Source organism: Haladaptatus sp. DYF46, assembly GCF_021083305.1.
GTDB lineage: Archaea > Halobacteriota > Halobacteria > Halobacteriales > Haladaptataceae > Haladaptatus.
Genome location: NZ_JAJFAY010000011.1, coordinates 97,737 through 124,468 on the forward strand (window position 1 = coordinate 97,737; position 26,732 = coordinate 124,468).

Below are 26,732 nucleotides of genomic sequence, written 5' to 3' on the forward strand. Positions count from 1 at the left end.
GCGATTGCTACATAGATCAGCTGTGGCCCAGGAGTATTACTGGTGAGTGCTGGCTGCGGACGTGGTAAGCACCACAAATTTCGATCATAATCCAGATATGGGCACTGTCTAGTTTAGCTCCTCTTCGACAGGTGTTCGGTCGTTGAGCGATTGGTGCGGTCTCTGATGGTTATAGTAATGCACAAATTTTTCAAGCCACCGCTGGACGCTCGGGCGACTGTCCAGCCACGAAGTATTGAAGCGGTCGATGCGCTGTTTGAGCGGGTGAAACCATTTTTCGATCAGGTTCGCTCTGTGTAGTCGAGCCGACCGCTTAACCCAATTCGAAAGAGGGCAGTCCGATAGCCGTAGCCATCAACGAGAAACACCGCGCCCGAGAGATCGCGTTTCTCGGCTAATTCAGACAGAAACGCAGCCGCCTGATCAGTCCCATGCCGATCAAACACTGTGACATCGAGTAGCAGTTTTGTTTCTGTGTCTATTGCAGCGTACACCCAAGACCACTCGCCGTTGATCTTGACAGCGATTTCGTCCACCGCGACCCGCGACGGCTCCGCCGTTGGCGGGTCTGAAACGCTGTCAGACAGCCGATGTACCCACTGAAAAATCGCTTGATGTGACCGTTCTACGTCGAAAAGCGCTAAAATTGCTTTTGTCTCCCTGAGTGAACAACCAGTCGCATGGAGACGGACGGCGAACGCCCGAACGGGCGTAACCAGAACGCGTCGCGTTCTGGTTGGCGAACGAGACGCTTCGCGTCTCGTCAACGTCGCCGTCCGTTCGTTCTCCCAAGTTTCTTCTAAATCCGCGTCTAAGCCTTCTTCGAGCAGGTTTGCGAGCATCTCTAGGCAAGTTACTCAACAACCTGCTCATTCCTCAAGCTGGCTCAACTAGACTGTGCCTGTTTCTGAGATTGTTATCTCACCAGTCACTACTACCCGACAATCTGAGATCGATTGGCTTTATGAAGGGTTGTCGCGCTTCCTACCGAAAGCGTGGGAGCAGTTCCGAGCAGGCGTTCCTGACAATAACAGCGACGACGACATCGTCGCCGCCTATGCACGTCTCATGGAGAATTCTGACTCGGAAGTGCGGATACAGGCTGCAAATAGATGGTGAGCATGGGAAGATGCAGTCGTTTCTCATGAGACGGATGAAGATGAACAACCCTTCAGCAGTGGCTCACTGAACTGGAGATTATCTTTCGTTCGTATCGCTTCACATTATTTTCGCATGGGGATTAACTCGATAAAAATCAATTATTACGCGATGCCGACCAGTTGACCGGTATCCCCGGCGTTCTGGTTCATGGTCGACTTGACCTTGCCGGACCGCTCAAAACTGCGTGGGAACTTGATCGTGCTTGGTCTGATGCAGAATTAATTATTGTTGATAATTCTGGACACATTGGCGGCGAGAGTATGAGGATGCATATACGCGAGGCGCTTGATTCATTCGCCGACTGATAGCTTATCTGGTGTGTAATAGATTACTATCGAAATAACGTAGTGAAGGCAATCGACGTCCGGTTACTACACAGGGCTATTTCGACGCAGTGAATGCCAGTGAGTCTGCGCCAGTTCTGGGTTGAAGATGCGTGCATTAGATGAGACCGTGAATCTCAATGCATACAATCGTGGTCGATGAGCCCTTGTTCGCTGGAGTTAACTGTAGGTTGAATCGGCTTCGCGAATCACAGATACCTTGTTTCTGCTTTCAAAATGTATAATATTCATGGTCACGAAGCAAATTCATGGGAATTGGTAGAGTTACGCAGCTCCACATTGCTCCCGATAGTGGTGAACCGATGCAAGCACGAAAGACCGTCGACGCAGTCGCCGAACGTGGACTCCGAGGCGACCGGTATTTCGAGGGGCGTGGTTTGTGGAACTTTCTCGACGAGGATCCGAACCGAGAGGTACAGGAAGCGAGCGATATCACCTTCATCGAAGCCGAAGCGCTGGCAGCAGTTGAACAGGATGCCGGAATTGAACTCTCGACGGGCGCACACCGTCGAAACGTGACGACACAAAATGTCCCACTCAACCACCTCGTGGGCCAAACATTCACGGTCGGTGACGCCATCTGCGAGGGAATTCAGCTATGTGAACCGTGTGGGTATATGTAATCGCTCGTCGGCAAGGAAGGACTCTCGAAAGCGCTCGCCCACCGTGGTGGGCTTGATGCAACTGTCGTCGAGTCTGGTCCAATCGCCATCGATGACGAGGTTCAGTGGTAACCATGGTTGTCGTCGAATTGGAAAAATCCATTGCCGTTGAAATGACGACAGGGGATTCAAAGCCGTGCAAGTATACGGTTATGCACGATGGAGAACAGGTCGCTGAGTACGAAACCAGCGCGGATCCGCGAACAGCGGGCGGTCGTGTTGGGCTTCGAAACATCGTCTGCAGGCATGTGTCCGATGTCAATAAAAACGTGATTGACGAGCGGCTATCAACTGAAATCTCGCAAAGCGCCGAGGCATTATCGAACGAATTCGGGTCGATATAATATACCATCTGCTCCGCGGTAGCACCGGCAAGACGAGGGTGTCATAGAAAAGTTCGTACGATAGTAAGTCTCTCCACTCTTAGGTGCTTATTGCGGTACTCGTTCTATGCCCCCCCCGTCAGAGTAGAACTGCTCAACGCGTACCTATGTGTTCCATAAATCGGAGGAGATATCCATCCGGGTCTTGGATCAAGAATTGTCTATTACCGCGTTCGCCCTCGTCTACCTGATACCACTCCTCGTGGATTCCTTCGAATAGTTGACACTCGTCATTCTTGAGACGGCTTGCATATGGGTCAATCGGATCCACTGTAATCTGGAAATTTATCCCACTTCCATATGGGTGGTTTATCTCACTGGTTACCCACCATTCACTTCCCGTTCGTTCCTCAATCATAAGCTGGGCACCTTCTAAGGAAAGATAGGCGAACAACGGATCATCGCGAGTAAATTCCGCGGTGAATCCAAGTGTTTCAACATAAAACGAGAAACTCTTCTGATAATCCGTGACCAGTAATTCTGGTGTGAGAGATGACCATTCCATAGTAGTACAGATGGGACAACATTGATAAAGTTTATCTATTTTCGGAGTAAATAACAAATAGATACTATATTTACATTTTGTTATTCTCTGGAGATCGTGCCTCCCGGTAGGCTCTGTGCCTATAATAGTAGATTATTCTAGAAACGCTTCTCCGCTCCATCCCTCTGCCACCTGATCCAATCCATCTCGACACGTCGGATATGCTGATTCCCAGCCGATATCGCTACGTAATTTCGCATTCGGTGTCGGATGCATGAACAACCTCATTTGCACGCCTCCATTTTCATACAAATGCATACTCTTCTGACTCTATCACCTTTCGGTCGCTCCATAAAGAAGGGAACTTAGAACCCGCAATTCAGTTAAGTGCTGTTAGACGAGCGACGATAGGGAGAGGCAATAAACTATATTCAAAGGTTTCGCTGGTCAAATTGACGATTTTAAGATACAACAAACTGTCCCTCTCCTACACGTGATTGATATCCTATGAGTTTCATTGAGAAATTTCGACCGCAATATCTTGGCTTTTCGTTGGTCGAAATCACCGCATCGACACACAGAATATCTCTGGTTCGTGAAAACTACCCTGCGATATTGTATTTAGGTACCCAACCATATTTTTCGGCCAACTTATACGTCCCTCACCATCCCTTTACAAAACTACTCTTGTAAAAGACAATATAAACACACGTGGATCGCCGGCAGTGCGCTTATCAGTCTCGGACGGGTATACTTAGGGAATGGATTTTGTAAAGACAATCGTGGAGGCATTGAGTCAAGGTTCCAATACTGGGTCTGAGCGAGCATTTCTTCTCGGCACTCATGGGCACAGTTTTGACCGTGGCTATCATCCTTCCGGTGGGTGCGCTCACGAGGACATCGAAAATTCAGCAGATGGCCAAATCAATGTCTGTTGTTTCGATATTCGTTATTGGTCTACGCGTCTCAAGTACTCTGCTCGCCGTTCTCGAGATTGTGTAGTTTCCTACAGACAGTTGACGTATTGCATACATGAATTTCAACGGTCGTTGTGTTTCATTGCCGATCAGGTACCACTTAGAGTATGACTCCGTCAATTAACGAGGAGGTCATCGTCCTCACTGGCGCGAATCAAGGAATCGGCTATCACTTGCTGACTGCCTTAGCTAAGGACAACCGTCGGATTGCCGCGCTCGATATCAACGGAAACAACGTTCTGGACATCCAAGACGACGTTCCCGCTCGAGTTCGATACTACGAGTGCGATGTCACAGACACCGACGACGTGAACACAGTAGTGAACGATATCATCGAGCATTGGGGTCGAATCGACATCCTCGTCAACAACGCTGGTGTGGCCCGAGTCGCTCCGTTCCAAGAGCAGTCAATAGCCGATACGCGCCGTGAATTTGAGGTCAATTTCTTCGGCTATCAACGACTGATTCGGGCGGTTCTCCCGCATATGCTCGACCAGGGAACCGGAATCATCCACAACATGTGCTCTGGAACGGCGGATACCGGACATCCTGGCATGTCCGGATATTCCGCGACCAAAGGTGCCATCAAGGCATTCGTCCGCTCGCTCCGACTCGAACTCCGAGACACCGATGTCTCCTGTACGTTGATGGTTCCGCCGTCAGTGAACACAAGGATGACCGCCGACCTTGCGTACCCGGAGTGGATGACGATCGACCCCGAGAACGTCGGCCACAAGCTGGCCGACAAGATTCATTCGACTCGGTCAGTGATCACGCCTGATCGGACGACGAGAATCGGTCTCTCGCTCACCCAACGCTTCCCATCTCTCTGGAGAAGAATAACAGAAGGAGTCATCGAAAATCCAGAATAGCGATACAAGTGTCTATGGATAGCCGGCAGCAGGCAGATTATCAACGGGCGAGCAAGCACATACGATGATTGTACCAGACACTTCGGCCGCTCGTTTCGCCATGAACGGAGACGAACTATGCGAAACATCAGTGCTTGGGAATTAATATCGTTGGACAGTGTGATGGAATCGTCAGAGGGGTGGGCCTCCGCCTACTCTATATCTCAAAAGGTATATACACCATCTCGACAGTAGGACAGTATGGCAGAAACCGGAGCTGACGAACAATCCAATTACCCAGACGGGACGTGGATAGCGATTGGTGGAGGAGCAGGCATGGTTTTAGGTGCATCAGAAGGGGGAATTGGTGCTGGTGTAGGCTTAGTACTTGGAGCAGGTGCTGGTGTCGCATATGAAGCAATCAAATCTAGAACAGATCAATAGTGGTTTTCGAAGCTGACGCCCTTTGGATCCAATTTCCAGATACTGAACCCGTTACTCTTCTCGCTACCTATCGAAGAGATCTGCGAGATGTATCGTGAGGGGTTGGCCGATTACTTGATTGAACTGCAAAGAGGTGCGTTCCATCGGGCTGGGTTCATCGCAATCGACATCTACCAGGTATATTTGATGGGTGTTCGTACACGATAGAGTAATCGGCACTGTCTAGTTAAGCGGTTTTGTTGTATAGTGGTGTTTCAACGGCTCTACCGTGAGTGGCCAACGAATCGCTTCGTCTCATGATGACGAAATTTTCGGTGGAGCGGTCGAATTCCGTCTTCTCACGGTGTATCTTCCCCTGATCTCAAAGATCAGCCACTTTCGAACAGTGGGGAAACCTCGTCAATCGTACCGCTGCCACTGGGTTTTCCTTATCTAGACAGTGCCGAGTAATCAACTACCTTTCTCGCAGTCTCTGTGGATCCTATCGACGTCATCAAAGCGCTTTCAAATGAAAACCGGTTACGTATTCTTCGGTGGTTGGCTGACCCGGCTCGTCATTTCCCACCTCAGAGAGAAGAAAACATCGAGGATGTCGGGGTCTGTGTTAAATTTGCCCAAGAGAGGGTCGGAGACTCCCAATCCACTGTTTCACAATATATGGCCACACTTGAAGAGGCTAACCTCGTCATTGTGAAAATTGTCTCTTAGGTTACTGGAATGAGATACAGGAAACAATTACAATCACTCTGACCATAGCATACTATGCAATGGTACGTTACGAACGGTCGAAGAACTCCTTTCGAAAAGGAGTACACTGATGAATCAACAACAAACCAATCCTTGGGAATGGCAGGGCGAGTTTGGATATTCCCAAGCGATTGAGATCAGCAATAGCGATCGCGTTCTGTACTGTGCTGGCCAGACCTCGATGGATGCCGAAGGTAATCCGGTACATCCTGACGACATGCGTGCACAAACAACCAAAGTACTAGAAAATATGGAAACAGTGCTCACTGACGCAGGCTTTGGTTTCGGGGACGTCGTACAAATCGACTGCTATACGACAGATGTCGACCGCTTGTTCGAGAATTGGGATCTGATAACCGATCGTTTCGAAGAACCAAGCTGCACGCTGCTGGGAGTAGAACGCTTAGCCTTCCCCGAATTGTTAGTCGAAATCAAACCGACAGCGGTGAAATAACGCATGCAAATATTCATTGCGGGAGCTACTGGTGTGCTCGGGCGACGACTCGTCGACCAATTCACCGACCGTGGATACACTACTGTTGGACTGACACGAGACGAACGTGGTGATACAATCGTCGAATCACATGGTGGTGAACCTCGCCGTGGTGACTTATTCGATGAAGAATCAGTTGTTCGCGCCGCAACAGGAGCTGATGTTCTCATCCATGCGGCGACCGCGATCCCGACAGACGATCCCTCACCTGAAGATTGGGAACTCAACAACCGAGTTCGACATGAGGGAGCGCAAACACTCACCAAGGCAGCAGCTACTGTTGGTGCAGACCAATATCTCCAACAGAGCATCGTCTGGGTGGCCCGTCAACCAGATGGTTCTTCATTTGATGAAGAGTCACCACGTCATCCCGTTCCGTCAACCCAGTCTGCGGTTGACGCAGAAGATATTTCTAGAGAAGCTGACGAACAGTATGGCTTCGACGTGGGTATCCTACGATGTGGCTATTTTTACGCCCCAGATGCATATCACACACAAGAACATGGCGAAGCCCTTATTCAGGGCGACCAACCGATCATTGACGGTTCGGAGGATGCACAAATTTCGCGAGTTCACGTGAGTGATGCTGCCAGTGCATTTGTTGCCGCAGCTGAGGAAAATCTCAGTGGTGTCTGGCACGCTGTCGATAACGAACCGGTCACCATGGCTGAGTTCTCTACTACCCTCGCAGAGCATCTTGACGCACCCGCCCCAGAGCGGATATCAGAGGCAGTCGCCCGCCGGGAAATGGGTGATGTTCAAGTGGAACTCTTCAGTACACCGATGCCGACATCAAATGCCAAACTTCGGGCTGAGACCAATTGGGAACCTAAATATTCAACGTATAGGGACGGATTGGACAGCGTCGTGAAAACATGGCGATCAGACAATATTCTCAACTAACTAAAAACAATAAAGTAAATTCGTCGTGGTGATGAAACACTACGTCAATGCCGCCTTCGAGTGTTCAGGTGAGTATATTACTTAATACTCAATCCACCATCAACAGAAATTATTTCGCTAGTGATCCACGACATTTCAGGATCCGCCAAGCGAATTATCCAGGCCGCTACTTCATCGGGCTCGCCCCGCCGAGCCAACGGAATCTGGTCGCGTTCTTGGGATTTCACTTCCTCCTGTCGCTTTTCGGAGAGTCCCCCACGTTCTAACGCTCGTGTTTTTGTCGGGGCAGGGGCGACGGCGTTTACACGAACATTTGACGGTGCTAGTTCGAGTGCCCAGCAACGCGTCAGCTGTTCTATTGCCGCCTTCGAAGCTGCATACGCACTGAGTGGAACGCCTGCTTTGTGTCCATAGACACTGCTAACGTTGATGATTGTTCCATCGGTCTGCTTCAACTCCGGAAGCCCTTCCTGAACGAGTAGGCTGGGTCCAATCGCGTTGGTAGCGTACATCTTGTGAAGGACGTCAGGCGTCTGGTCCTCGATCGGCACTGGCTTGAACATCCCGGCATTGTTGACAAGCACGTCGATTCGTCCCTACAAGTCTCGGGCGTGTTGAATGGTTTGTTTTGGCCCGTTATCATGGCTCATATCGGCAACCACGTATTCGACGGTTGGATGACGATCAGCGATCGTCGTCAGTCGGTCTTCAGTGCGTCCGTTGATAAGGACGTGGCCCCCTCTTTCCGCGAGAGCGTCTGTGATTACTTCTCCAATCCCGCTGCTTCCGCCGGTAACGATGAAAACTCGATCTTCAAATGATTGAGTCATCGTCGTCACTTTGAGGCTTCGTCCGCCGATATTGGTTGAACGAAGGCTGTTTCCTGAATAACCTGCCACCGCCCATCCTCTTGAACCAGGTGAATACTAAAGACTGATTTCTCTAGCCTGCTTTGTAGTTGCATTTTTCGTGTCACGATCACATGACCTGTGTCCGAACCCCCACTGGCATAGTTGAACTCGGCCTCTGTACTCAGCGGTTCAGCTCCACTGTCGCGCTTTTCCCTGAAGAGTGCCATGTTTTCCGCTTTGTCTATCGCAGTTACTTCTCCCACTTCATCGATTTTTACAATTGTCAAATCATCATGGTAAATGCGGTCGAGTTCATCGACATTATACTGACTACCATTCTCGATCAGGCGCTCAATAGTCTGTCTGACCTCTTCGGTATTTTGATTCTTACGCATTTTACAGTTCCTCCTCAGGTGTATCGCAGGTATGAAAGTACCCACTACAGTCCTTCATGAGGACATTCTGGGCTGTTGTGACTTCGTCACCCGTCGCGATAACCGTCTTCCACTCCTCGGCATCTACTATCGCGTCGGTTGCCAGCATCGCGTGCTGTGAGTCGTGTGTGTCTTCTCTTACGGTGATGGTGATTTTTGTATGATTTGCTGTCATTTCGATTGCCTGGATTCGACCAGTCATGGTTACCTGGGTTGGGAAAGTCCCTCTGCAGGCGGAATTTGGTTGCATTCCACTATTAGGTTTAAATCCGAACCAATATATAGGATCGCTATCATCAATGTAATCGAGTAACGTCAATGTCCACCGATGCAGATCCACAATCCCAGGACGATTCCGAACCGAGAGCGGGACCATGCTCTCTTGTTGCCCCTCTCAAACAGATCGGCTCGCAGTGGCGGCTCATTGTTCTATATGAGCTCCAAGATGGCGAGTTACGATTCAATGAACTGAAACGAACTACCGACGCAAATTCACGGACACTATCACGGGTGCTGAGTGACCTCGGTGAGATGGGATACGTGAATCGTCGGGTGGAAGAGGACGCGCCTGTCGCCACGTATTATAGTCTCACCCCGAAGGGTACCTCATTGCGTTCCGTGTTCGATGAAATCGAAGCATGGGACAATGAATGGTTGGACGAGGAACAACACTCTTGTTGAACTCAAACTAGACTACAGCGACAAACACAAGTTGAGACCGGAGGGTCTCAATGCATACAGCATTGCTTCGATAGATTGGGTTTTGTTGGAAGTGATTGAGTGAACTACCCCCTCAGTATTACTGTATATCCCAAGTTAGATACCATTCTGGGAAAATTATTTGTGGTTCTTATTCGTTTGATTACTACGATGAGAAAAACTGAACTCTCACATCCCGATTCTGACACACGATCTCGGTATTTTAACGCTCTATCAGAGACACTAGAGACTGATGGGGTTGCGATCAATTACTTTGAACGTGACCCCGGTGTGAGCATTGGAGACTGCTACCATCGCCACCACGAACAAGAAGAAGTGTTCATCGTCCTCTCCGGGACGGCGACGTTCGATACCGAGGAAGGTGAGATATCTGTTACGACGGGAGAAACGATTCGGTTTGCGCCCGGTGAATGGCAACGTGGCTGGAATAGAGGGTCTGAACGGCTCCAAGTTCTTGCATTGGGAGCGCCTCGTGATGCGGGCCCGACTGATCTCCGTCGTGAATGTCCCTCGTGTGAACAGCGAACCCCCGTGATTGTTGATGAGAGCGATACACCAGTGATTTTTTACTGTGAGGAGTGTGGGACAGAGACTGGCCAGTATACCTAATTCGAGTTTTTCGTCCATCGTCGAAATGCCTGTTCCCTGTTTGTAGTGATTCACACAATCCCACGAACTAGTAGCACCATCACTGAAGCGATCTGCTGTAGTCTTCCCTTCCCCGCAGTCGAAAAGTTGACACCGGAATTCTCAATGTATCTGGTTAATAGATCGTTCACTGTCGTTTCACAAACCGAGGAAGAACGGATAGTCGGTGTCTCGAAGATTACGATGTGACCCGTCGTTCAAGCGCTAGCTTGAGCCCGAAGCCAATGAGGACGCTTCCACTTACTGCACGAAGGATCGTCGGCACGAGTTCGCGTTCGGTAATTGATCGTCGAGCCCGTGCCGAGAAGATTGCTAAGAGTGCTTGATAGCAAAATCCAAGTGTCGCAAAGAGGACTCCGAATGTAAACAGCTGGATAGCAGTCGAACCACCTGGCTGAACGAACTGCGGGAGAAACGCAAGGAAGAATATTGCTACCTTCGGATTCAATACGTTGATCATGAGTGCACTTTTGAACGATTCGTTCGGTGTAAAGCTCGTACTCTCTGGTGTGATTTCAAACTCCTCCGAATTTCTGAATGTCTGTATGCCAAGATAGACCAAATACGCTGCACCGACCAATTTGACGATGGTGTACGCAGCAGCTGATGTTTTAAGAATAGCTGAGAGCCCAAGAACCGCGGCTGTCGTGTGGACAATGCTTCCCGTTGAGGATCCTAGTGCAGCAGTCACGCCGACAGTCCGGCCATCACTGATGCTGCGAGTCAGCGTATAGATGCTATCGGGCCCCGGTGAGATTATCAACACCAAGGCGGCGGGGATGAATGCGAGGATTACGTGAAGGTCAATCACAGACTAAAATCATGGCAAATTAAAATAAAGCAACGGATTGCCGTCTCAGATTGCCGCTTTTGCCTACCCAGTTGCAGATTCGACTGTTATATCCCCGTATATTTGTCTCAAGTGGTTCATGGCTGCTACTACATCGAAAAGCCTTGTCTTACGGTCTTTCTATTTCCTGGGCGTGTTGAATTTATTTTGGTTCTCCACTCTCATCTACTTCACCTGTTGACTCGCCGATCGCTTCCTTGATAATGGTTTCTTCCGCACGGTGGAGCACCCCGCTCGCAGCCGATGGATTCACACCGAATCCCTCTGCCAATTCCGTGAGAGTACAGGCACGCGGATTATCGTAGTATCCACGCTCAACCGCTTCGGTGATGATTTCGTGTTGTCGAGCCGTGAGCAGTTCTGTCGGGTCGTGTGCGTGTGTGATCGACTGGATCTGATACGGGATACCAGCTGCGTCCATCTCTGTTGGGAACTGGGATACTCGCTCGTGTGCGGCAGTATGTTCGGCTGTTAACCACCCATCCTGCAAGTGCGCGGGAAATCGCGGCAGAATTCCTGAGGCGCGAAGTGCTCGATTTGATTCCGTTTCTGGAATCCGGTACTGGATCACTACGGTCTGTCCATCGTTGTGCAGTACCTCGTACGACATCTTTGGAGCGTCCTCGAAGTGTTGAATAACGGTGTCCGATTCCTGCGTGTCGAGTTCGACAAGTCCGAGTATTCCATTGTCCGTAGGATGACTCGATAGTATCCTGAACTCTTCGTCGGGCAGCTCGGTTGAAATCGCAGCTAGTGGATCTGGGCGTGCTGCAGCGTTGAATGTAAGCTGTACACGTGGCATCCTGTTTGAGAGTTGGGTGGCCGGTAATATAAATCTGTGAAAATATCTACCCCTGAACCCACAACAATTTGTTTTATCGAGTTATAAAAACGGAGTAGCATTTGGGGTTCACACTGCAGGACAAACTTTGGAGGTGAATATATTCACACGAATTTCCACAATGCGCTCCGTCCTTTTCTCAGTCATGGTGCCACCAACCCACCATCGAACCGGTAACCCCCATGAACAGACTGAGAAACACCAGTCCAGAACGCAAATTCACAAAGGAGGTGAAAGACAATGACTGCTCCCTCACTGCAAATCCTCGTCGTACAGGGAACGATTCGGGAGGGACGGAGTTCGATCCACCCTGCCCGGTATGTCACTGACAGCTTCCGTGAGAACGGCCACAATACCGAGCTGTTCGATATGAGGGACTACGAGATTCCGTTGTTCAGGAACCGGCGCGATGCAGTCAGCGACCCCCACCCCGACGTGGACGCGTTTGGCCAGAAAGTCGAGGCGGCGGATGCACTCGTTATCGTCGCGCCGGAGTACAACCACTCGATCCCCGGCACGCTGAAGAATCTCCTCGACCACCTCTATCCCGAATACGAGAACACAGCGTTTTCGTACGTCACCGTATCGGCGGGTGGATTCGGTGGTGTGCGAGCGCTCAGCCATCTCCACGATATCACGCTGGAGTTCAACGCGCATCCTGGTCCTGATCTCCCTGTCTCGAACGTACGTGATGCCTTCGGTGAGGACGGGACCCTCATCGACGAGACATACGAGGATCGGTTCGAAGAGTTCGTCGAGGCGGTCGCTGACTATGCCGAACAGTTCGTCCCGGCTGCTGTCGATACTCCGGAGACTGGCATATGAACTCGATTGAATCGACCGTCAGTGCGTGGTCCGGGGTAGAAGTCGACTCGCACGACCGTGGTGGTGGACGTGAATTCACTCTTGATGGACGAGAGATCGGTCACATCCACCGCGGCAAGCTTGTTGACATCCCGTTTACCAGGCGCATTCGTGATATCCTCCTCGAGGAGAAACTGGCGGAAATGCATCACGTCATGTCCGATTCTGGATGGGTCTCCTACCACATTCAGTCTGATGAAGACGTTGATGGAGCACTCTGGCTCCTCCGCGTCGCATACCTTTACCACGTGGTTACACTGCAGAACCACGAGGAGGAAACATCTACGGGAGACATGATCGATATCGACGCAGCACTCGCCGAGTTGGACATGAGTGCCTCGTTGGAAGACGTGTTCAACGAGGTGAGAGCTGCATGAATGGCGAGACGACACTTCCGCGCCCGCGACTCACCCAGGGAACGTTGTTGCTCGCTAGTATGCTGACCATCATGGCGGGAGCGACGATCTCTCCTGCGCTGCCTGCGATTCAGCGAGAGTTTGCAAACACGCCGAACGCCGAAGTTCTCGTTGGACTCGTCCTCACGATGCACGGGCTGTTTATCGCAGTCGGGTCCCCCATCATCGGCGCGCTTGCCGATCGATACGGCCGCCGATGGTTGCTCCTCGTTTCGACAGTCGTGTACGCACTCGCTGGTGGCTCAGGGTTCGTGTTGGATTCGTTGATAGCGATCCTCGCCGGTCGAGCAGTGCTGGGGCTGGCCGTTGCAGGCGTGATGGTAACGGTGACCGCACTGATCACCGACTACTACGAGGAGAACCGCCGGGATACAATCCTCGGACGACAGGGTGCGTTCATGTCCCTCGGTGGCGTCGTTCTGTTGCCGCTCGCGGGTGTACTCGCCGATATCGGTTGGCGGGTTCCGTTTCTCGTCTATACGGTAGCGTTAGTGCTCCTCCCGGCAATGGCATTCTGGTTGCCAGAGCCGGGCCGCCGTGAACCAACTGGGGACCGTCCGACGAGTCTTGATGACCTCCGCCGGACGTTCGGTCGACTCCCACTCGGTACACTCGGACTTATTGCCGCGCTCGGGTTGGTTGGGCAGATCATCTTCTATATGACTCCTGTGCAGGTTCCGTTCTACCTCGAAACACGGACAGGAGCAAGTAGCACGGTGATCGGTGCTGCGTTGGCGGCGTCAACGGGAGCCGGCGGAGTCGCCTCGCTGTTGTATGGTCGTATCCGTCGATCCCTGAGTGTGATCGGTATCGTTGCGCTCACATTTGGATTCATGAGTATTGGGTATGCTGTGATCGGTGTGAGTGGGACGGTCTCCAGTGTTGTTATTGGGCTGGCGATTGCGGGCGCTGGCAGTGGGTTCCTCCTGACAAATCTCAATGCGTGGATCGCGGCGGTCACCCCCGAGTCTGTTCGCGGTCGGGCACTCAGTGTTCTGACGAGCACATTTTTCCTTGGTCAGTTTTTCTCACCGTTAGTGGTCCAGCCAGTAAGCGATACACTAGGTCTCGGAATGACATTTGTCGCGGTGGGGGTATTACTAGCGGGTGGAGCGGCCGTGTTCGCTCTTGCATCCGTGTACGTCACGCCACCAGCTGAAGCCGATTTAGAGCCCACTGATCAACCAAGAAACTCACCTAAGGAATCACTTGACTGACTAGTACGATTGAGAGGTGCACTACTGCAAGGTGGACTCAGGCATTTGTGAGATACCCCTGTTCGGTTCACGGTTCAGTTTGATACCACCGAACGCGTTTCCGAAAACCCCCATCCGGGATGATAGATTGTCGAGCCTCGTTCAACGAACAGTAGGCCCCACGGCTCGCCGGTGAACTTAATGGCCAAGCCGTCAAACTTGCGAAGGTCGAAGACAAATTCGACTGGCATCATCACGAGGAGGCCGATGAACTGTTCTTCGTGACGTCAGGCGAGATCACGATCGAACTCCGGGATGAACCGGATGTGACTCTTCAAGAGGGAGAACTCGCTATCGTACCGCGGGATGTTGAGCATCGTCCGACTGCCGACACGGAGGCGGAGATTCTACTGTTCGAACCGGCTGGCACGCGCAACACCGGTTAACGTCGAAACCGAGCGAACACGAACGGATCTCGAACAGATCGACTGATTCTCCTGGCTCAGACACCTGGATCAATGCATTCGCTGTATGATCGTTGGCGCCTGCAATGCTGGGAGAAAGTTCGGGTAACTGTACTATCAAAGACATATGGGTAAAAATATATCTACATGTGGAATATACCGGTCTGACCTCCGTAAAATGGTCGAAGCTGGGTGGTGAACAGCTCTCTCTTAGCGATACAAATTTCGTGTCTCACTTAGGGCGGGAACTCACCTAAAACCACTACCACTTATGATTTACGTCGAAGTCGTACCACACACCTGATTACGAATGGAATTACATCAAGAAGCATGAGAAGTGCCGTGAGGCAGACCGACATCCAGTATAGCCCGATAGCACAGTGGTGACGTAATTGGGTATCGACACCCAAATGCACAGGAGCGTGATCGGAGAGCAATACAGTCAATGATATCTAGAAGCACATGCTCGTGTCAAAGTAGAAGTAGCCAGTAACCGAAAAATGGGATATATGCCTAGTGCTCAAATTCGATTCAAACTCCCGGTGGACGTGGTAGATTTCTCGACCGACCACCCAGACGAGGAGTTTCGGATACCCGCTGTCTTCCCCACAGATACTGGACTCCGTGTCGCGTTCAAAGCACCAACGAAGTACCGTCAGATCGTCCTTCGCTCTTTTGATGACGCCGGGCTTCCCTATGACGTACTCCACGCCGACGACCAGTCCATTCTGATCCAGTATGAGATGCCGCTCATTCCGCCACCAATTCGTGCAATTTTGGACTCAGGAAACCTCGTCACAATGGAATTTCCGCTCACTCTCCGAAATGGGTGGATAACGATTGATCTGACGACCTCACACGAGCGGCTGTCACAGTTCAAAGCCGAGTTCGAGGACACTGGCTTCACGTATGAGGTCGTCTCAGTCACCCAATCGACTCAGCCGAACGATCTATTGACCGACCGTCAACAGCGATTTATGCTCGAGGCCATCCAGCGCGGTTACTATGACAGTCCACGCCAATGTACGCTCACCGATCTTGCGGCCGCACTTGATGTTGGCAAATCGACGGCGAGCAGGATACTCCACAACGCCGAAGAAAAAGTCATCAAAGAGTTCTTCGCGAAGCCAATCGAGTAGATCGATGGGTGTTCAGGGACGACCCACGGGTCACAACCGAGGACGCCGATGTTTGGGTAGTCTGATCGTTCTTCCGACCCGACCGGCTTGTAACACTGGGCTCTTTGCTTGCGGCTTATGTGACTGGCTGTTGGCTGGAACATGTTGCACTGAACATCCATCCCCCGTGTTCCCGTACGTTGAAATATGGTTCCGAGACTAGAGCCGATCGAAAAGCCCGATGGATTCAAAATGCGGTTCATCTACTGGATGATGCGACGGAAGTTCGGCAAGGTAATGACCCCGCTAAAGGTCGTGACCGCGCGCATTCCAAGGTCTCTCGGACTTAACCGCAAGTTCCAGAAATTCCATGCGAATGGGATTCGACTTGACCCTGAACTTAAGCTCATGGTGGGGACGCTCACCTCAGAGATCAACGGATGTGGCTTTTGCGTGGATCTCGCGCAGTCGGAGGTAATCCGTGAGAACCTCGGGATGGAGAAGTTCAACGCGCTCACGGAGTATCAGACGAGCACGCTCTTTTCTGATCGGGAGCACGCGGCATTGGCGTATGCGGAAGAAGTCACACGCCAGAAGAACGTCTCCGACGATACGTTCGAAGAACTGCGCACACATTTCTCCGATCGAGAGATTGTTGAACTCACGTGGGTGAATGCATTCCAAAATTACACTAATCTCATTAATATTCCGCTCGAAATCGAATCCGACGGTTTGTGCGCGATTGCTCAGTCGGAAATACAGATGGGACATGATGAACGAACGCCCGTGCAAAACACACAGGAATAAAATCATGGCACTCACAATGTCAATTGCCTACATCGGTGTCAGTATCCTAACTATCGTCGCTGTCGGTATTTCGGCGGTGGGCTTTTTTCGCCCTCCTGAGGCCATCCTCGAATCTATGGCCAAGGTAGGCGTGAAGGAATCGTGGCTGCCCATGCTTGGCATCCTGAAAGCGGCGGGTGCACTCGGACTGCTGATCGGTATTGGCGTACCAATGCCATCAGTCGCGACTGCCGCCGCAGTTGGCCTCGTTGTGTACTTTGTCGGTGCTGTCATCGTCCACTTGCGCGCTGGTGATTATTCAGTCAGTGGACAGCATGTGTACCTTCTGCTGGCCGTTGCCACACTGGTGTTGAACCTGGTCTCGTGAACCACTCCTGGGAGCGGTCATCAGTGACGTGGCGTTGTATGGCCAAATAATTCGATACGGTTCTCGTCAATGTTTCACTGCTACTTAATTGGAAGGCAGAAATATCCGCTTCTGCTGAATCGTTAGCGCGTACTATCTTTCACCTCCTTTTCCCCTGTTGTAGCAGGGGCCCCTGTTATTCACACAGTTACGAATAGCTAACCATGAGCACATACCGAAACGGCGGATTGTTCCTCCTGCTGTCGATTCTGTGGGGCATCGCATTCATGGCAATCAAAGCTGGCCTGGAGTTCATGCCGCCGGTTCTCTTTGCAGCGATTCGCTACGACATTGCGGGTATCATTATGCTCGGCTACGCGGTGGCCGCAACCGAGTACTGGAGGCCCCGAACGCGCACCGACTGGTTAACTATCCTCGTTGGAGCAACCTTCGTCATCGCGTTCTACAACGCTTTCCTCTTCATTGGAGAACAAGGGGTGACAAGTGGGGTTGCCGCGATCTTCGTCGCGGTGAATCCAATTCTGGCGACGGGCTTCTCACGGGTGTTCCTTCCAGGCGAACGACTGACACCTGTTGCGACCATCGGTCTCGGGCTTTGTTCTGTTGGTGTCGGACTCGTCGCCAGTCCGAATCTATCGAATCTGCTGGTCATCTCATGCACAATGTATACTGAAACAGATACTATCCATTCAGAATCTGGAGAATTTCCATACAATGAATTGGCATCGCTGATATCGGATACCGTCGGAAAAGTCGTTAATCGAACATCTGGAGTTAAGTGGGTACAGCACACACAGTTTCATTGACATCATGAATGTTCACGCAATCGACCACGTCAACCTGAAAATTCCCAAAAACGGAATCGACGCTACAACCACGTTTTATCACGATGTTCTCGAATTTGACGTCGAGAACCGCGACCGCTACGAAGCTGGAGAAAAAGGATTTTTCTCTATTCGCCTTACCGACGAGAGTGTGATTCACCTCCGTCCTGTCACGGATTTTAAGCCCCCTTCTGGAAACAGTTTCGACCACGTCGCCTTCCATATCGAGGGGTCTATCGACGACATCAAAGCACGGTTGACTGCCCACGATATCGACATCGAGCGAGAGTCGAATCCGCTCGGAGCGACCGGCACCGCTCCGGCGATCTACGTGCGCGATCCCTCCGGCTACCTCCTCGAAATCAAAGAAACGGGAGACAATTAGGTCAGAGATACTCGCTGAGCTTTGCGCCTTTAACAGCCGGTGAGAAACCCCCCCTCGTCGAGTAGCTTGGTCGACGGTCTTGGCTACGGTGCTGCCTCAGCGACAAATCCTGTGATGATCCGACTTTCAGCCCGATGACGCAAGCGACTCATCGCTGAGATATTGATATCGAACGCCTCTGCCAACTCAGTGAGCGTACAGTCCCGCGGCGTGTTGTAGAACCCTCGCTCGACTGCTTCAGTAACGAATTCCCATTGGCGCTCGGTGAGCAGTTCGCTCGAATTATGTGATTGGGTTAACGACTCAACCTGATACGGGATGCCAGTTGCCGCTAACTCGTCAGTGTACTCCCCTAGCCGTTCCTGTGAGGCCGTTACCTCCTTGGAGAACCAGCCATCCTGAAGGAGAACAGGATAGCGGAGGGGAATCCCCGATGCAATGAGGGCATTATATGTCTCCGAGATGGGGATCATGAACTGAATCAGTACCATCTGTTCGTCGGTATGGATCACCTCATACGAGCGCACCTCGGATGCATCCTCAAAATGGCGAACGAGTGGGTCTCCCTCCAGCGTAGTTACTTCGGCGATTTCGAGCAAACCATCGTCTGTGGGCTGGGTCGCTAGTATTCTGAATTCAGCGTCCGGAAATTCAGTTGAGACATCGGCCAACCAATCTTCTGCTGGTGCACCGTTGACCCGCAGTTGTACGCGAGGCATATCTCTGAGGTTTGTTTCCGAGCCTCTTAAAGGCAGAAAGCTATTCACGCACGAAGCCACGGGCGTCTCTCGACTACTACCCTACATGGGTGCAAGACCCCCTCAACACGAAATCCGCACCGAGGTCCGCGAACATCGATCACCGAGCTATGACATCGCACCGCTGATCGTGAATCGCTGGTCGCCGCGGTCGATGACCGGCGAATCGCTGGACAAAGACGAGTTTATGCCGCTGTTCGAGGCAGCGAAATGGGCACCATCGTCGTACAACAACCAGCCCTGGCGTTTTCTCTACGCTACTAGAAACAGCGACCACTGGAACGCCTATTTCGATCTCCTCTCTGACGAAAACAAAATATGGGCGAAACGGGCAGCCGTCCTCGTCGTCATGGTCTCGAAAACGACGTTCGACCACAACGGCGAACGATCCCGAACGCACTCGTTCGATACGGGCGCAGCGTGGCAAAACCTCGCGCTCGAAGGAGCCAGGCGCGGGTTGGTCATCCACGGAATCGGTGGTTTCGATTACGAGCGGGCGACAGCAGTCCTTTCCATTCCATCCGAGTACACGATTGAGGCGATGGCAGCGATCGGTGTGCGAGCATCACCGAACGCACTCCCCCCAGAGATGCAGGAACGCGAAGCGCCAAGTGATCGAAAGCCGCTGAGTGACATCGTTATCGACGGAGCACTCGATGGCATTGAGGATGGAGGAGATGAGTAACGATGATCTCGTCTCGCCGCCGGTGGGCGGTCCCGCTTGCCTCCCTTCTCGGTGCGGGTGCCGTTCTGGGAATCTCGACCAACCTCGCCAAGCTCGCTGCCGAGGCTGGTCTCGGCCCCTTGGCCTTCCTCGCGTGGTCGGTCGTCGGGGCCGCGGCTGTTCTCACAGGTGTCGGTGCCGTCCGCAATCGGCTCCCCCCGCTCAATGCTCGCACCACCGAGTACTTCGTGGTCGCTGGTCTCGTCGGTCTTGCTGCGCCCAACCTCCTCTCATTCGCTGCCGTCCCCCACGTCGGAGCTGGCTTCGTCGCACTCTCGACCGCCTTCCCGCCGCTGCTCACCTACATCGGCGCACTCATCCTTGGCATGGAGCGATTCCAACCTCGTCGCGCGTCCGGCGTCGTGCTCGCGCTAGGAGGCGCCGTCCTGCTCGCTGTCCTCAAGCTCTCCGAGCCGGGTGTCGACGCGTTCTGGGTCGCCGCAACACTCAGTGCACCGGTCCTCCTCGCCATTGGCAACATCTACCGGACGGCCCGCTGGCCGGAGGGAGTCGCTCCCAACGAACTCGCCCCGGGAATGCTCGCCGCGTCTGGGCTTATACTCCTCGTCGTTGGCGCAATCGCTGAGCCCTTCTTGGGGGGAGCGGCAGGGTTCTCTCTTGCTGTACCCACGGGACGTGCCGTGCCGGCCCTCCTCGTCCTGGCCCAGATAGCGACGTTCTCGGTTATGTACCTCCTATACTTCGTCCTTCAGAAGCACGGTGGACCAGTCTATCTCAGCCTCCTCGGCTCGGTTGCCGCTGTTGTCGGCGTCCCCATCGCCGTCCTTTTACTCGGGGAGGCCCCACCGCAGGGACTCGCTATCGCTGGCGTCCTTATTGCGGTTGGCGTCGGTCTCCTCACGATTGGCGATCCTAAAGGAAATCGAGAGACAGCGGCCGCCCCAATGGATGACTGACACTACTCAGTAGTCCGACTCAAAACACCGACAAGCTAATGCGCCAGATCGAAGGCATGTTCGTCTAACGTGCGAAGTCAAGTAACTAGACAGCGCCCGTGAAGACGCCCACCACCTACTCCTTCGACAGGGATTCAGCGATCGTTTCGGCGAAGTTGTTGAATCAAACGGATAAAAACGAATGAACAAGTCCAAGTACAGGGTTGCTATAGTGAGATCAGGATCATTACGTGACTGGTTGCAACCTCCATCTCGGCAGCAATGAATGTCTCAATACGACATTGCTTGTTGATGGCGCCGTTTTTACTTTATAATTCCAAAGATAGGTGCACTAGATAGCATTCGATGGATGCCCCCAGTTACAACCGCTTCTGAGATAGCTGTTCACCCTGTACGACTCGTCGAGGAGATTTTGTTTAACCCCTAGGTTTAATATCTCGCTTCCAGTATATTCAACTGGATGGTTGAACAACAGTCGGACGACCTGGATCTCGATGCGATTTTCAAAGCGTTAGCCCATCCCATTCGTCGGGAGATCCTCGAACAAATCGCCGACGGCCCCGAAAGCGTCGGCGATCTCGCCGAACCTCATGACGTCTCGCTGGCGGCAGTCTCCAAGCACCTACACGTGTTGGAAGCTGCGGGCTTGCTCGATGTCGAGAAGGACGGCCGGGTTCGACGATGCCACCTTGATGCCGCGCCACTGAGCGATGCCTTTGGATGGCTGACCCGGTACCGCGTGCTCTGGGAGGACCGTTTCGACTCGTTGGCCGATCATCTGGAGCAAGAAGACCAATGACAGACAATACTGATAACAGGAACAAATCGATGGACGAAACCACCACAAACGAAGACCGCAGTATCAGCGTCAGCCGTGTGATCGAAGCCTCACCGGAGAGAGTCTATAATGCCTTTGTCGATCCAGACGAACTCGCTGCGTGGCTCCCGCCAGAGGGCTTCTCCGGCGAGATTCATGAGTTCGACGCTTCAGAAGGAGGCACCTTCCGCATGTCGTTCAATGCCGACATCGAGGAGTTAGAGCCATACTCACACTCGTTCCACGGGGCATACAAGGAACTGTCCCCCGGCGATCGGATCGTCTACACCGAAGAATTCGAATCCGACGACCCAGGAATGGCCGGCGAAACGACGACCACGGTCACTTTCGAGAAGGTATCCGGTGGGACCGAAGTCACCGTTCGCCAAACGGGAATCCCCGACAACATACCCCCCGAAAACGCTAACGAGGGCTGGATTGGCTCCCTCGAAAACCTCGCGGATGTCGTCGAAGAAGCGTGATTATGAGAAAACTCGTAGTCGACAGTAAGGTCACACTCGATGGCGTCTTCGATAACCAAAACGAATGGCAATGGCAAATTTGGGAGGACCCTGATGAACTGGTCCGCTACTCGAAAGACCATGTCACTGGGTTCGACGCTCTGCTGTTAGGACGTATGGGCTATCAAGGATTGTCCAGTGTCTGGCCGTCCATGACGGATGACATTGGATATGCCAACTGGATAAATAGTATTCCCAAGCATGTTGTGTCAACGACTCTTGACGAGGATAACCTTGACTGGAATGCACACCTGATTGCGGAGAACGTCGCGGACGAAGTCGCAGCGCTGAAACAACAGGATGGACAGGACATTCTAATGCCTGGGAGTGCCGATCTAATGCACACGTTGATGCAACACAACCTCATCGATGAGTACCGGATCTGGGTCCATCCTATTATTCAAGGGAGCGGCAAACAACTCTTCAAAGAAAAGAACGCGCCGACTGGTCTGGATCTTGTTGAAATGGAAACGACCAGCTCAGGTGTCGTGATCCTCCAGTACCAACCAACAGTGATAGAAGGAGAGGCATAGAATAAGTAACATCTTAGAACGTTCATGTGATATCGACTGGTCTCATCAAGAAATCCAATAATCGAGGTAGTATTCGATACCAACATGTCGTTGGGTGGGTTCGTCACCGCAGGGAATCAGCGCCAGGAGGATCTGTTAGGTGAGGGCAGCAGTTGAACGCCTGTGGATGAATATTTTCCCATGCGAGGAAAGAGGCTAGCACTACACGCCTAGAATTGGCATAAGGATTGCTGTGAGGAGAAGGTTGGCAAATGAAAGAACGAGGAGACCCTTCCAACCGATTTCGATGAGCTGGTCGATGCGGACGCGCGGTATTGCCGACCGCGCCCATTGCGTGAACAAGAATACACCCCAGATCTTGAGGAGAAACCAAATGAACCCCGGCAGCCACGGCCCATTCGGCCCTCCAAGAAATAACGTCGTAATGATTGCACCGCCGAGGAAGATATGGAGAAATTCGCTCCCATAGAGAAAGACGAAGTAGACACTCGAGTATTCGGTCTGATAGCCAGCGATGACCTCCTGTGGTGCTTCTGAGGTGTCAAACGGATTTCGTCCAATTTCTGCTAAGTTCGCCACCATGAACAGTGCAAAAGCGAATGGATTGACAAAAGCGAACCACGATGGGATTTGGACGCCCAACACGTCCACCAGTGGTCGGGTTTGGAACGCAACGACTTCGCTCACTCGAAGCGTTCCCGTGAACAGAACAACTGACGCGGCCGTGACCACGAGTGGAATTTCGTACGCGATATTCTGTGCTACTGCACGCATCCCGCCGAGGAATGAATATTTGTTGTTTGATGAGTAGCCAGCCATAACTAACACGAGGCTTGCTAACGACGAAATGGCAAAGAGAAACACGACCCCGGTTTCGGGGTCGGCAAGTTGGATCGTAACGCCAGCGAAAGTCCCCATCGGAACAACGGCGAAGCCAACACATGCCGAGAAGAAGAGTAGAACGGGGGCGAGATCCCAGGCAGGACGGTCCACGTCATCTGGGATAATGAGTTCCTTCGAAATCAGTCGGATGATGTCCGCGACAATGACGAACAGTCCGAATGGACCAACTCGATTCACGGCGATTCGATCCACAAAAGCTGCGTTTACTTTTCGTTTCGCCCACGGGCCAGCAATCGCCATGTGGGTCAGGCAGAATATTCCAATGAGGATGGCTCCGAAGAGTGATGCAATGAGTTGTTCCATGGCAGACAGATTAGGGCCAAAGCCCAGCATCTCCGCAATCGCCTCAACGAGTCTCATTGGTTACTCCTTCTCATCTGAGGGCGATGAGCGCGTTGCCGTCGATCAAGGGCTGTTAATAAGTTCCCCTCCTTCTCTCGTTCACAGAAATACTTGGGCAAAACACCAGTGATGCTTATTGCGAGGCATTCAGAATGAAGGGCCTCGATGTAGCGTACTCAAGGGTGTCGAAGCGGCAATAGCGATACTTGAGGTAGTGAGATAGTAGTCTTGCTCCGTGCTTCAGTGGTCGGAGCATTTAGATTCTTGCGTCGGTAGAAGTTCCGCGTGACATTTACGGTTCGTGTACAGTGGGATTTCCACTCAGCACGGAGTCGCTTCCAAAATCACGATTATGGTGACATCCGCTCGGTCGCAGAGAGTGAGTAGCTGACTGGCGCTGTACCCATCTAACCTGGCGAATCGTCTCAACGCTCGGTAGCGCCAACATGGAGCGAGGAAAACACGGTCGCTTCGATCTTCCGGAGATGCTCACCGACCGTCGTTTCGGAAAGCCCTGTCATCGCCGCGATCTCGTCGTGAGTTGCCTCGCGAGGTTCTTGATAATAGCCGAGATCGATCGCTGTCCAAAGCACCTCGCGCTGACGCTCAGTCAACCAAGAGACAACGTGACGGGGGGTGGGCGTGTACTGGCCGGTTCGTTCGACCTCTAAACTAACGCCCTCCGGCTGTTCGGAGAGCACGTCGGTGAAGGCCGCCTCCGTTCCAATGTACGTCACCCGGAGACCGCCGTCATCGGTGTGTTCGACCGGCATGTCGATCAGGTACGACGACTCCCGCCGGTCTTTCATGAGCATCCGGGTCAGGTCGTCCGCTGCATAGCGCGTGTAGGAGAAGAATCCGTCCTCGTCGCCGGAGATCGAGAATTCAAAGACCTCCGACGACTTCGACAGGACCTGACGGAGCCCCTCGACATCGCCGCGGCCCTCGGCGAACATCGCGACGGTATCGTCGTCAAGGAGTTCCATGCGGTGGATAGCCCGGTACTCTAAGCCAAGCTCGTTGACCCGCCGATCAAGTCGGTTGATACCGTCCTCGCCAGGATAGGCAACGACGGTGACATAGCGCATGTACTAGTAATTGGGCGCCATCGTATAGTCCTTGATCATAAGCGCTCATGGATCGCCGGCAGTGGACTCATTGTCTCCGGATGAGCAAAAGTAAGCACCATGTCTGATCGAGCGCCGACGAGCGTCCTCCTGCCGACCACGCGGTGGACCGACGCGTGCACGGAGCTGGCCGCCCAACTCGGCGACAGCGACGAGCTTTTGATCATACACGATAGTGCGGACGATCCGGTCACCGAGCAGAAAGACCGTTTCGAAGATATTCGATTCATCGCTGCTGGAGAGCCAGAAGGCTGTTCTGGGAAGGCCAATGCAATCGTTGTTGGGATGGAGGCTGCACGCCACGACCGCCTCGTCTGGACGGATGACGACTTCCACCATCCCCTGGACTGGCTGATGGTCCTTAACACGGATTATGAAGAATACGGGCCTGTGTCGGAGGTACCATACTTTGTCGGGCAAGATCCACTCTCGGTGCTACTCGAACCACTGTACGCCTCCGCTGGCTCGCTGCCCCTCTATCTTGGTGATCAGATTTGGGGTGGCGCGGTCATATTCGACCGTAGCGACATCGACGAAGTCGCCTTTCTCGATGAACTCCAGCGAACTGTCAGTGACGATGGGCTCCTCATGGAGTACCTCCAAGTAACGACAGTCGACCGGACGCGCATCGTTCCTATTGGGGGGACCATTCGCGAGGCAGTCGAGCGTCCGGTTCGGTGGACACAGATTCTCCGATGGCATTTTCCTGGTGCCATCGCCGGAACAGTTCTCTTCTCGCTGCTCCTGCTCGTAAGTGCGATCCTGGCACCACTCCCAACGGCGGCCGTCCTGACAGTGCTACATTTTGCTGTCAACGAGGTTCTGGGCGTCCGCCGGTGGACGACCGTACTGGCGTACCCAGCACTATTTGTGTTCGTTCCTCTCGTCTTGTACGCGTATACCTGCCGGACGTTCGTCTGGGGCGGCCGGCAATACCGCTGGCGCGGGAAGTTCGACGTGACGGTTGTCGAGTAGTGATCCGTCCGAGGACAATTCATCAGTTGAAGAGAAAGTCAGAGTTATGATGACATCACCGAAAATACCATCCACTATGCGATCTTGGTCGTCAATGTGGGTGAGTTACACCGCCAGTGTATGGATGTTCGTGTTCGCCGCAATGAGTTTCTACTGGGCTCTCGGCGGAACTACAGGTCTGAACACCGTCTCACTCGGCCAGGAAGTTACAGGCGAATCGTGGTTCATCGCAGCTCTCTGGCTCACTGGCATTCTAAAGGTCGGTGGTGGACTGCTCGCGCTTGCGCTGGTCCAGACCTGGGGTCAGCAGATTCCGCGCCGGCTGTTGCTCATTGCTGCATGGGGTGTGGGTGCTGTATTGGTCATCCACGGCGGTGATTTCGTGATTCAGGGTGCACTCACGGAGGCAGGGCTCATCAGCCTTTCCAGCCCTACGGCTTGGACACCGGATCACTGGCAGACATTTGTGTGGGGACCGTGGTGGCTTCTCGGTGGACTCTTTTTCTGTTTATCGGCGTGGAATTACCAATTGAAGTCACGTAATCAGCAATTCAGATGATGAGTAGTAGCTACTCCGTATACACTAAGAGTAAGGATTGTCATATAGAGAACGCCCCACTTGTCGTGTAACGGGCCAGTTCGAATATAATGTGGTATACAAAAAAGAGGACCAGTTATAATTATCATTTGGTAATAATCTAAAAACAACCAGATTAAGAGTAATCGGTTGGATTAGCAATGAAAACCGTCTGCCGGCACTGTCTAGTTTAGCTCCTCCTCGACAGGTGTTCGATTGTCGATCGATTGGTGCGGTCTCTGGCGGTTATAGTAATGCACAAATTGTTCAAGCCACTGCTGGACGCTCGGTCGACTGCCCACCC

33 protein-coding genes and 2 pseudogenes are annotated in these 26,732 nt (G+C 52.5%); 24 read left to right on the forward strand and 11 right to left on the reverse strand.

What is annotated here, in order from left to right; genetic code table 11:
* Window positions 1-108: 108 nt before the first annotated feature.
* Window positions 109-842, reverse strand: a pseudogene (locus LJF34_RS27045) (IS6 family transposase).
* Window positions 843-1,807: 965 nt separating this feature from the next.
* Here LJF34_RS27045 and LJF34_RS27050 point away from each other — a divergent pair.
* Together LJF34_RS27050 and LJF34_RS27055 are read left to right on the forward strand one after the other, a co-directional pair.
* Window positions 1,808-2,128, forward strand: coding sequence for a hypothetical protein (locus tag LJF34_RS27050; protein ID WP_231189545.1), 321 nt, complete (start codon window positions 1,808-1,810; stop codon window positions 2,126-2,128).
* 113 nt (window positions 2,129-2,241) lie between these two features.
* A complete protein-coding gene (locus LJF34_RS27055; protein WP_231189547.1) occupies window positions 2,242-2,511 on the forward strand; it encodes a hypothetical protein in 270 nt (89 codons plus the stop codon).
* A 133-nt stretch (window positions 2,512-2,644) separates the two neighbouring features.
* Here LJF34_RS27055 and LJF34_RS27060 read toward each other — a convergent pair whose 3' ends face one another.
* Complete coding sequence (locus LJF34_RS27060; RefSeq protein WP_231189549.1) at window positions 2,645-3,055, reverse strand: VOC family protein; 411 nt, start codon at window positions 3,053-3,055, stop codon at window positions 2,645-2,647.
* Window positions 3,056-4,118: 1,063 nt separating this feature from the next.
* Here LJF34_RS27060 and LJF34_RS27065 point away from each other — a divergent pair.
* From LJF34_RS27065 to LJF34_RS27080, 4 genes are all read left to right on the forward strand, one after another.
* Window positions 4,119-4,883 (forward strand): SDR family oxidoreductase, encoded by a 765-nt coding sequence (locus tag LJF34_RS27065; protein WP_231189551.1) that lies wholly within the window; start codon window positions 4,119-4,121, stop codon window positions 4,881-4,883.
* Between the two features lie 240 nt (window positions 4,884-5,123).
* A complete protein-coding gene (locus tag LJF34_RS27070) occupies window positions 5,124-5,306 on the forward strand; it encodes a hypothetical protein (protein WP_231189553.1) in 183 nt (60 codons plus the stop codon).
* Window positions 5,307-6,123: 817 nt separating this feature from the next.
* Window positions 6,124-6,507 carry a RidA family protein gene (locus LJF34_RS27075; RefSeq protein WP_231189556.1) on the forward strand — a complete coding sequence of 128 codons (384 nt, stop codon included), beginning with the start codon at window positions 6,124-6,126 and terminating at the stop codon, window positions 6,505-6,507.
* 3 nt (window positions 6,508-6,510) lie between these two features.
* On the forward strand, window positions 6,511-7,449 hold the full coding sequence (locus tag LJF34_RS27080) for an NAD(P)-dependent oxidoreductase (RefSeq protein ID WP_231189559.1): 939 nt from the start codon (window positions 6,511-6,513) through the stop codon (window positions 7,447-7,449).
* A gap of 77 nt (window positions 7,450-7,526) precedes the next feature.
* Here LJF34_RS27080 and LJF34_RS27085 read toward each other — a convergent pair.
* From LJF34_RS27085 to LJF34_RS27095, 3 genes and pseudogenes are all read right to left on the reverse strand, one after another.
* Window positions 7,527-8,279, reverse strand: a pseudogene (locus LJF34_RS27085) (SDR family oxidoreductase).
* Between the two features lie 5 nt (window positions 8,280-8,284).
* Window positions 8,285-8,695, reverse strand: coding sequence for a nuclear transport factor 2 family protein (locus LJF34_RS27090; protein ID WP_231189561.1), 411 nt, complete (start codon window positions 8,693-8,695; stop codon window positions 8,285-8,287).
* Between the two features lies 1 nt (window position 8,696).
* Window positions 8,697-8,936, reverse strand: coding sequence for a hypothetical protein (locus LJF34_RS27095; RefSeq protein WP_231189563.1), 240 nt, complete (start codon window positions 8,934-8,936; stop codon window positions 8,697-8,699).
* A gap of 116 nt (window positions 8,937-9,052) precedes the next feature.
* Here LJF34_RS27095 and LJF34_RS27100 point away from each other — a divergent pair, with 116 nt between their 5' ends.
* On the forward strand, window positions 9,053-9,415 hold the full coding sequence (locus tag LJF34_RS27100; protein WP_231189565.1) for a helix-turn-helix domain-containing protein: 363 nt from the start codon (window positions 9,053-9,055) through the stop codon (window positions 9,413-9,415).
* Between the two features lie 189 nt (window positions 9,416-9,604).
* Entirely contained in the window at window positions 9,605-10,063 is a 459-nt protein-coding gene (locus tag LJF34_RS27105) for a cupin domain-containing protein (RefSeq protein WP_231189566.1), read from the forward strand.
* A gap of 217 nt (window positions 10,064-10,280) precedes the next feature.
* Here LJF34_RS27105 and LJF34_RS27110 read toward each other — a convergent pair whose 3' ends face one another.
* On the reverse strand, window positions 10,281-10,913 hold the full coding sequence (locus LJF34_RS27110) for a LysE family translocator (RefSeq protein WP_231189568.1): 633 nt from the start codon (window positions 10,911-10,913) through the stop codon (window positions 10,281-10,283).
* Between the two features lie 181 nt (window positions 10,914-11,094).
* On the reverse strand, window positions 11,095-11,754 hold the full coding sequence (locus tag LJF34_RS27115) for a helix-turn-helix domain-containing protein (protein ID WP_231189571.1): 660 nt from the start codon (window positions 11,752-11,754) through the stop codon (window positions 11,095-11,097).
* Between the two features lie 279 nt (window positions 11,755-12,033).
* Here LJF34_RS27115 and LJF34_RS27120 point away from each other — a divergent pair, with 279 nt between their 5' ends.
* The 9 genes from LJF34_RS27120 to LJF34_RS27160 all read left to right on the forward strand — a co-directional run bounded on the left by LJF34_RS27120 (window position 12,034) and on the right by LJF34_RS27160 (window position 18,234).
* Complete coding sequence (locus LJF34_RS27120) at window positions 12,034-12,618, forward strand: NAD(P)H-dependent oxidoreductase (protein ID WP_231189574.1); 585 nt, start codon at window positions 12,034-12,036, stop codon at window positions 12,616-12,618.
* Window positions 12,615-13,034 carry a luciferase family protein gene (locus tag LJF34_RS27125; protein ID WP_231189576.1) on the forward strand — a complete coding sequence of 140 codons (420 nt, stop codon included), beginning with the start codon at window positions 12,615-12,617 and terminating at the stop codon, window positions 13,032-13,034. The genes LJF34_RS27120 and LJF34_RS27125 overlap by 4 nt, the downstream gene beginning before the upstream one ends.
* A complete protein-coding gene (locus tag LJF34_RS27130; protein WP_231189579.1) occupies window positions 13,031-14,290 on the forward strand; it encodes an MFS transporter in 1,260 nt (419 codons plus the stop codon). The genes LJF34_RS27125 and LJF34_RS27130 overlap by 4 nt, the downstream gene beginning before the upstream one ends.
* Window positions 14,291-14,550: 260 nt before the next feature.
* On the forward strand, window positions 14,551-14,715 hold the full coding sequence (locus tag LJF34_RS27135) for a cupin domain-containing protein (protein ID WP_231189582.1): 165 nt from the start codon (window positions 14,551-14,553) through the stop codon (window positions 14,713-14,715).
* A 560-nt stretch (window positions 14,716-15,275) separates the two neighbouring features.
* Window positions 15,276-15,872 (forward strand): helix-turn-helix domain-containing protein, encoded by a 597-nt coding sequence (locus LJF34_RS29360; RefSeq protein ID WP_231189585.1) that lies wholly within the window; start codon window positions 15,276-15,278, stop codon window positions 15,870-15,872.
* A gap of 186 nt (window positions 15,873-16,058) precedes the next feature.
* Window positions 16,059-16,658: a carboxymuconolactone decarboxylase family protein gene (locus tag LJF34_RS27145; RefSeq protein ID WP_231189588.1), complete on the forward strand. Its 600-nt coding sequence runs from the start codon at window positions 16,059-16,061 to the stop codon at window positions 16,656-16,658.
* A 4-nt stretch (window positions 16,659-16,662) separates the two neighbouring features.
* Window positions 16,663-17,025 carry a DoxX family protein gene (locus tag LJF34_RS27150; RefSeq protein WP_231189590.1) on the forward strand — a complete coding sequence of 121 codons (363 nt, stop codon included), beginning with the start codon at window positions 16,663-16,665 and terminating at the stop codon, window positions 17,023-17,025.
* 203 nt (window positions 17,026-17,228) lie between these two features.
* Window positions 17,229-17,831, forward strand: a complete 603-nt coding sequence (locus tag LJF34_RS27155; RefSeq protein ID WP_231189591.1) for a DMT family transporter — start codon at window positions 17,229-17,231, stop codon at window positions 17,829-17,831.
* Window positions 17,832-17,835: 4 nt separating this feature from the next.
* Window positions 17,836-18,234 (forward strand): VOC family protein, encoded by a 399-nt coding sequence (locus LJF34_RS27160; protein WP_231189593.1) that lies wholly within the window; start codon window positions 17,836-17,838, stop codon window positions 18,232-18,234.
* An 83-nt stretch (window positions 18,235-18,317) separates the two neighbouring features.
* On the opposite strand, the gene LJF34_RS27165 is transcribed toward LJF34_RS27160, so the two are convergent.
* The gene (locus LJF34_RS27165; RefSeq protein ID WP_231189595.1) at window positions 18,318-18,953 is read right to left on the reverse strand and encodes a helix-turn-helix domain-containing protein; all 636 of its coding nucleotides are present in this window, start codon (window positions 18,951-18,953) and stop codon (window positions 18,318-18,320) included.
* 85 nt (window positions 18,954-19,038) lie between these two features.
* Here LJF34_RS27165 and LJF34_RS27170 point away from each other — a divergent pair, with 85 nt between their 5' ends.
* The 5 genes from LJF34_RS27170 to LJF34_RS27190 all read left to right on the forward strand — a co-directional run bounded on the left by LJF34_RS27170 (window position 19,039) and on the right by LJF34_RS27190 (window position 22,504).
* Complete coding sequence (locus tag LJF34_RS27170) at window positions 19,039-19,677, forward strand: nitroreductase family protein (protein ID WP_231189597.1); 639 nt, start codon at window positions 19,039-19,041, stop codon at window positions 19,675-19,677.
* Window positions 19,678-19,679: 2 nt separating this feature from the next.
* Entirely contained in the window at window positions 19,680-20,633 is a 954-nt protein-coding gene (locus LJF34_RS27175; RefSeq protein ID WP_231189598.1) for a DMT family transporter, read from the forward strand.
* A 460-nt stretch (window positions 20,634-21,093) separates the two neighbouring features.
* Entirely contained in the window at window positions 21,094-21,432 is a 339-nt protein-coding gene (locus LJF34_RS27180) for a metalloregulator ArsR/SmtB family transcription factor (RefSeq protein ID WP_231189600.1), read from the forward strand.
* The gene (locus LJF34_RS27185; protein WP_231189603.1) at window positions 21,429-21,932 is read left to right on the forward strand and encodes an SRPBCC domain-containing protein; all 504 of its coding nucleotides are present in this window, start codon (window positions 21,429-21,431) and stop codon (window positions 21,930-21,932) included. Before LJF34_RS27180 ends, LJF34_RS27185 begins: the two co-directional genes overlap by 4 nt.
* A 2-nt stretch (window positions 21,933-21,934) precedes the next feature.
* A complete protein-coding gene (locus tag LJF34_RS27190; RefSeq protein ID WP_231189606.1) occupies window positions 21,935-22,504 on the forward strand; it encodes a dihydrofolate reductase family protein in 570 nt (189 codons plus the stop codon).
* 201 nt (window positions 22,505-22,705) lie between these two features.
* Here LJF34_RS27190 and LJF34_RS27195 read toward each other — a convergent pair whose 3' ends face one another.
* A complete protein-coding gene (locus LJF34_RS27195; protein ID WP_231189608.1) occupies window positions 22,706-23,767 on the reverse strand; it encodes a complex I subunit 1 family protein in 1,062 nt (353 codons plus the stop codon).
* Window positions 23,768-24,174: 407 nt separating this feature from the next.
* Window positions 24,175-24,837: a helix-turn-helix domain-containing protein gene (locus LJF34_RS27200; RefSeq protein ID WP_231189610.1), complete on the reverse strand. Its 663-nt coding sequence runs from the start codon at window positions 24,835-24,837 to the stop codon at window positions 24,175-24,177.
* 99 nt (window positions 24,838-24,936) lie between these two features.
* Here LJF34_RS27200 and LJF34_RS27205 point away from each other — a divergent pair, with 99 nt between their 5' ends.
* A complete protein-coding gene (locus tag LJF34_RS27205; RefSeq protein WP_231189612.1) occupies window positions 24,937-25,851 on the forward strand; it encodes a glycosyltransferase in 915 nt (304 codons plus the stop codon).
* A gap of 100 nt (window positions 25,852-25,951) precedes the next feature.
* Window positions 25,952-26,410 (forward strand): DUF3995 domain-containing protein, encoded by a 459-nt coding sequence (locus LJF34_RS27210; protein ID WP_231189616.1) that lies wholly within the window; start codon window positions 25,952-25,954, stop codon window positions 26,408-26,410.
* Between the two features lie 203 nt (window positions 26,411-26,613).
* Here the strand turns inward: LJF34_RS27210 and LJF34_RS27215 are convergent.
* On the reverse strand, window positions 26,614-26,732 hold a 119-nt coding region (locus LJF34_RS27215), incomplete at its 5' end, for an integrase core domain-containing protein (RefSeq protein WP_231189617.1).

Coding starts and splice junctions, on each gene's coding strand:
- LJF34_RS27070 (WP_231189553.1), top strand. CDS start 5,124: ATGGCAGAAACCGGAGCTGACGAACAATCCAATTACCCAGACGGGACG.
- LJF34_RS27055 (WP_231189547.1), top strand. CDS start 2,242: ATGGTTGTCGTCGAATTGGAAAAATCCATTGCCGTTGAAATGACGACA.
- LJF34_RS27150 (WP_231189590.1), top strand. CDS start 16,663: ATGGCACTCACAATGTCAATTGCCTACATCGGTGTCAGTATCCTAACT.
- LJF34_RS27160 (WP_231189593.1), top strand. CDS start 17,836: ATGAATGTTCACGCAATCGACCACGTCAACCTGAAAATTCCCAAAAAC.
- LJF34_RS27175 (WP_231189598.1), top strand. CDS start 19,680: ATGATCTCGTCTCGCCGCCGGTGGGCGGTCCCGCTTGCCTCCCTTCTC.
- LJF34_RS27195 (WP_231189608.1), bottom strand. CDS start 23,767: ATGAGACTCGTTGAGGCGATTGCGGAGATGCTGGGCTTTGGCCCTAAT.
- LJF34_RS27115 (WP_231189571.1), bottom strand. CDS start 11,754: ATGCCACGTGTACAGCTTACATTCAACGCTGCAGCACGCCCAGATCCA.
- LJF34_RS27205 (WP_231189612.1), top strand. CDS start 24,937: ATGTCTGATCGAGCGCCGACGAGCGTCCTCCTGCCGACCACGCGGTGG.
- LJF34_RS27180 (WP_231189600.1), top strand. CDS start 21,094: ATGGTTGAACAACAGTCGGACGACCTGGATCTCGATGCGATTTTCAAA.
- LJF34_RS27065 (WP_231189551.1), top strand. CDS start 4,119: ATGACTCCGTCAATTAACGAGGAGGTCATCGTCCTCACTGGCGCGAAT.
- LJF34_RS27125 (WP_231189576.1), top strand. CDS start 12,615: ATGAACTCGATTGAATCGACCGTCAGTGCGTGGTCCGGGGTAGAAGTC.
- LJF34_RS27170 (WP_231189597.1), top strand. CDS start 19,039: ATGGGTGCAAGACCCCCTCAACACGAAATCCGCACCGAGGTCCGCGAA.
- LJF34_RS27075 (WP_231189556.1), top strand. CDS start 6,124: ATGAATCAACAACAAACCAATCCTTGGGAATGGCAGGGCGAGTTTGGA.
- LJF34_RS27060 (WP_231189549.1), bottom strand. CDS start 3,055: ATGGAATGGTCATCTCTCACACCAGAATTACTGGTCACGGATTATCAG.
- LJF34_RS27095 (WP_231189563.1), bottom strand. CDS start 8,936: ATGACTGGTCGAATCCAGGCAATCGAAATGACAGCAAATCATACAAAA.
- LJF34_RS27090 (WP_231189561.1), bottom strand. CDS start 8,695: ATGCGTAAGAATCAAAATACCGAAGAGGTCAGACAGACTATTGAGCGC.
- LJF34_RS27130 (WP_231189579.1), top strand. CDS start 13,031: ATGAATGGCGAGACGACACTTCCGCGCCCGCGACTCACCCAGGGAACG.
- LJF34_RS27165 (WP_231189595.1), bottom strand. CDS start 18,953: ATGCCTCGCGTACAACTGCGGGTCAACGGTGCACCAGCAGAAGATTGG.
- LJF34_RS27155 (WP_231189591.1), top strand. CDS start 17,229: ATGAGCACATACCGAAACGGCGGATTGTTCCTCCTGCTGTCGATTCTG.
- LJF34_RS27080 (WP_231189559.1), top strand. CDS start 6,511: ATGCAAATATTCATTGCGGGAGCTACTGGTGTGCTCGGGCGACGACTC.
- LJF34_RS27050 (WP_231189545.1), top strand. CDS start 1,808: ATGCAAGCACGAAAGACCGTCGACGCAGTCGCCGAACGTGGACTCCGA.
- LJF34_RS27185 (WP_231189603.1), top strand. CDS start 21,429: ATGACAGACAATACTGATAACAGGAACAAATCGATGGACGAAACCACC.
- LJF34_RS27190 (WP_231189606.1), top strand. CDS start 21,935: ATGAGAAAACTCGTAGTCGACAGTAAGGTCACACTCGATGGCGTCTTC.
- LJF34_RS27100 (WP_231189565.1), top strand. CDS start 9,053: ATGTCCACCGATGCAGATCCACAATCCCAGGACGATTCCGAACCGAGA.
- LJF34_RS27145 (WP_231189588.1), top strand. CDS start 16,059: ATGGTTCCGAGACTAGAGCCGATCGAAAAGCCCGATGGATTCAAAATG.
- LJF34_RS27120 (WP_231189574.1), top strand. CDS start 12,034: ATGACTGCTCCCTCACTGCAAATCCTCGTCGTACAGGGAACGATTCGG.
- LJF34_RS27105 (WP_231189566.1), top strand. CDS start 9,605: ATGAGAAAAACTGAACTCTCACATCCCGATTCTGACACACGATCTCGG.
- LJF34_RS27200 (WP_231189610.1), bottom strand. CDS start 24,837: ATGCGCTATGTCACCGTCGTTGCCTATCCTGGCGAGGACGGTATCAAC.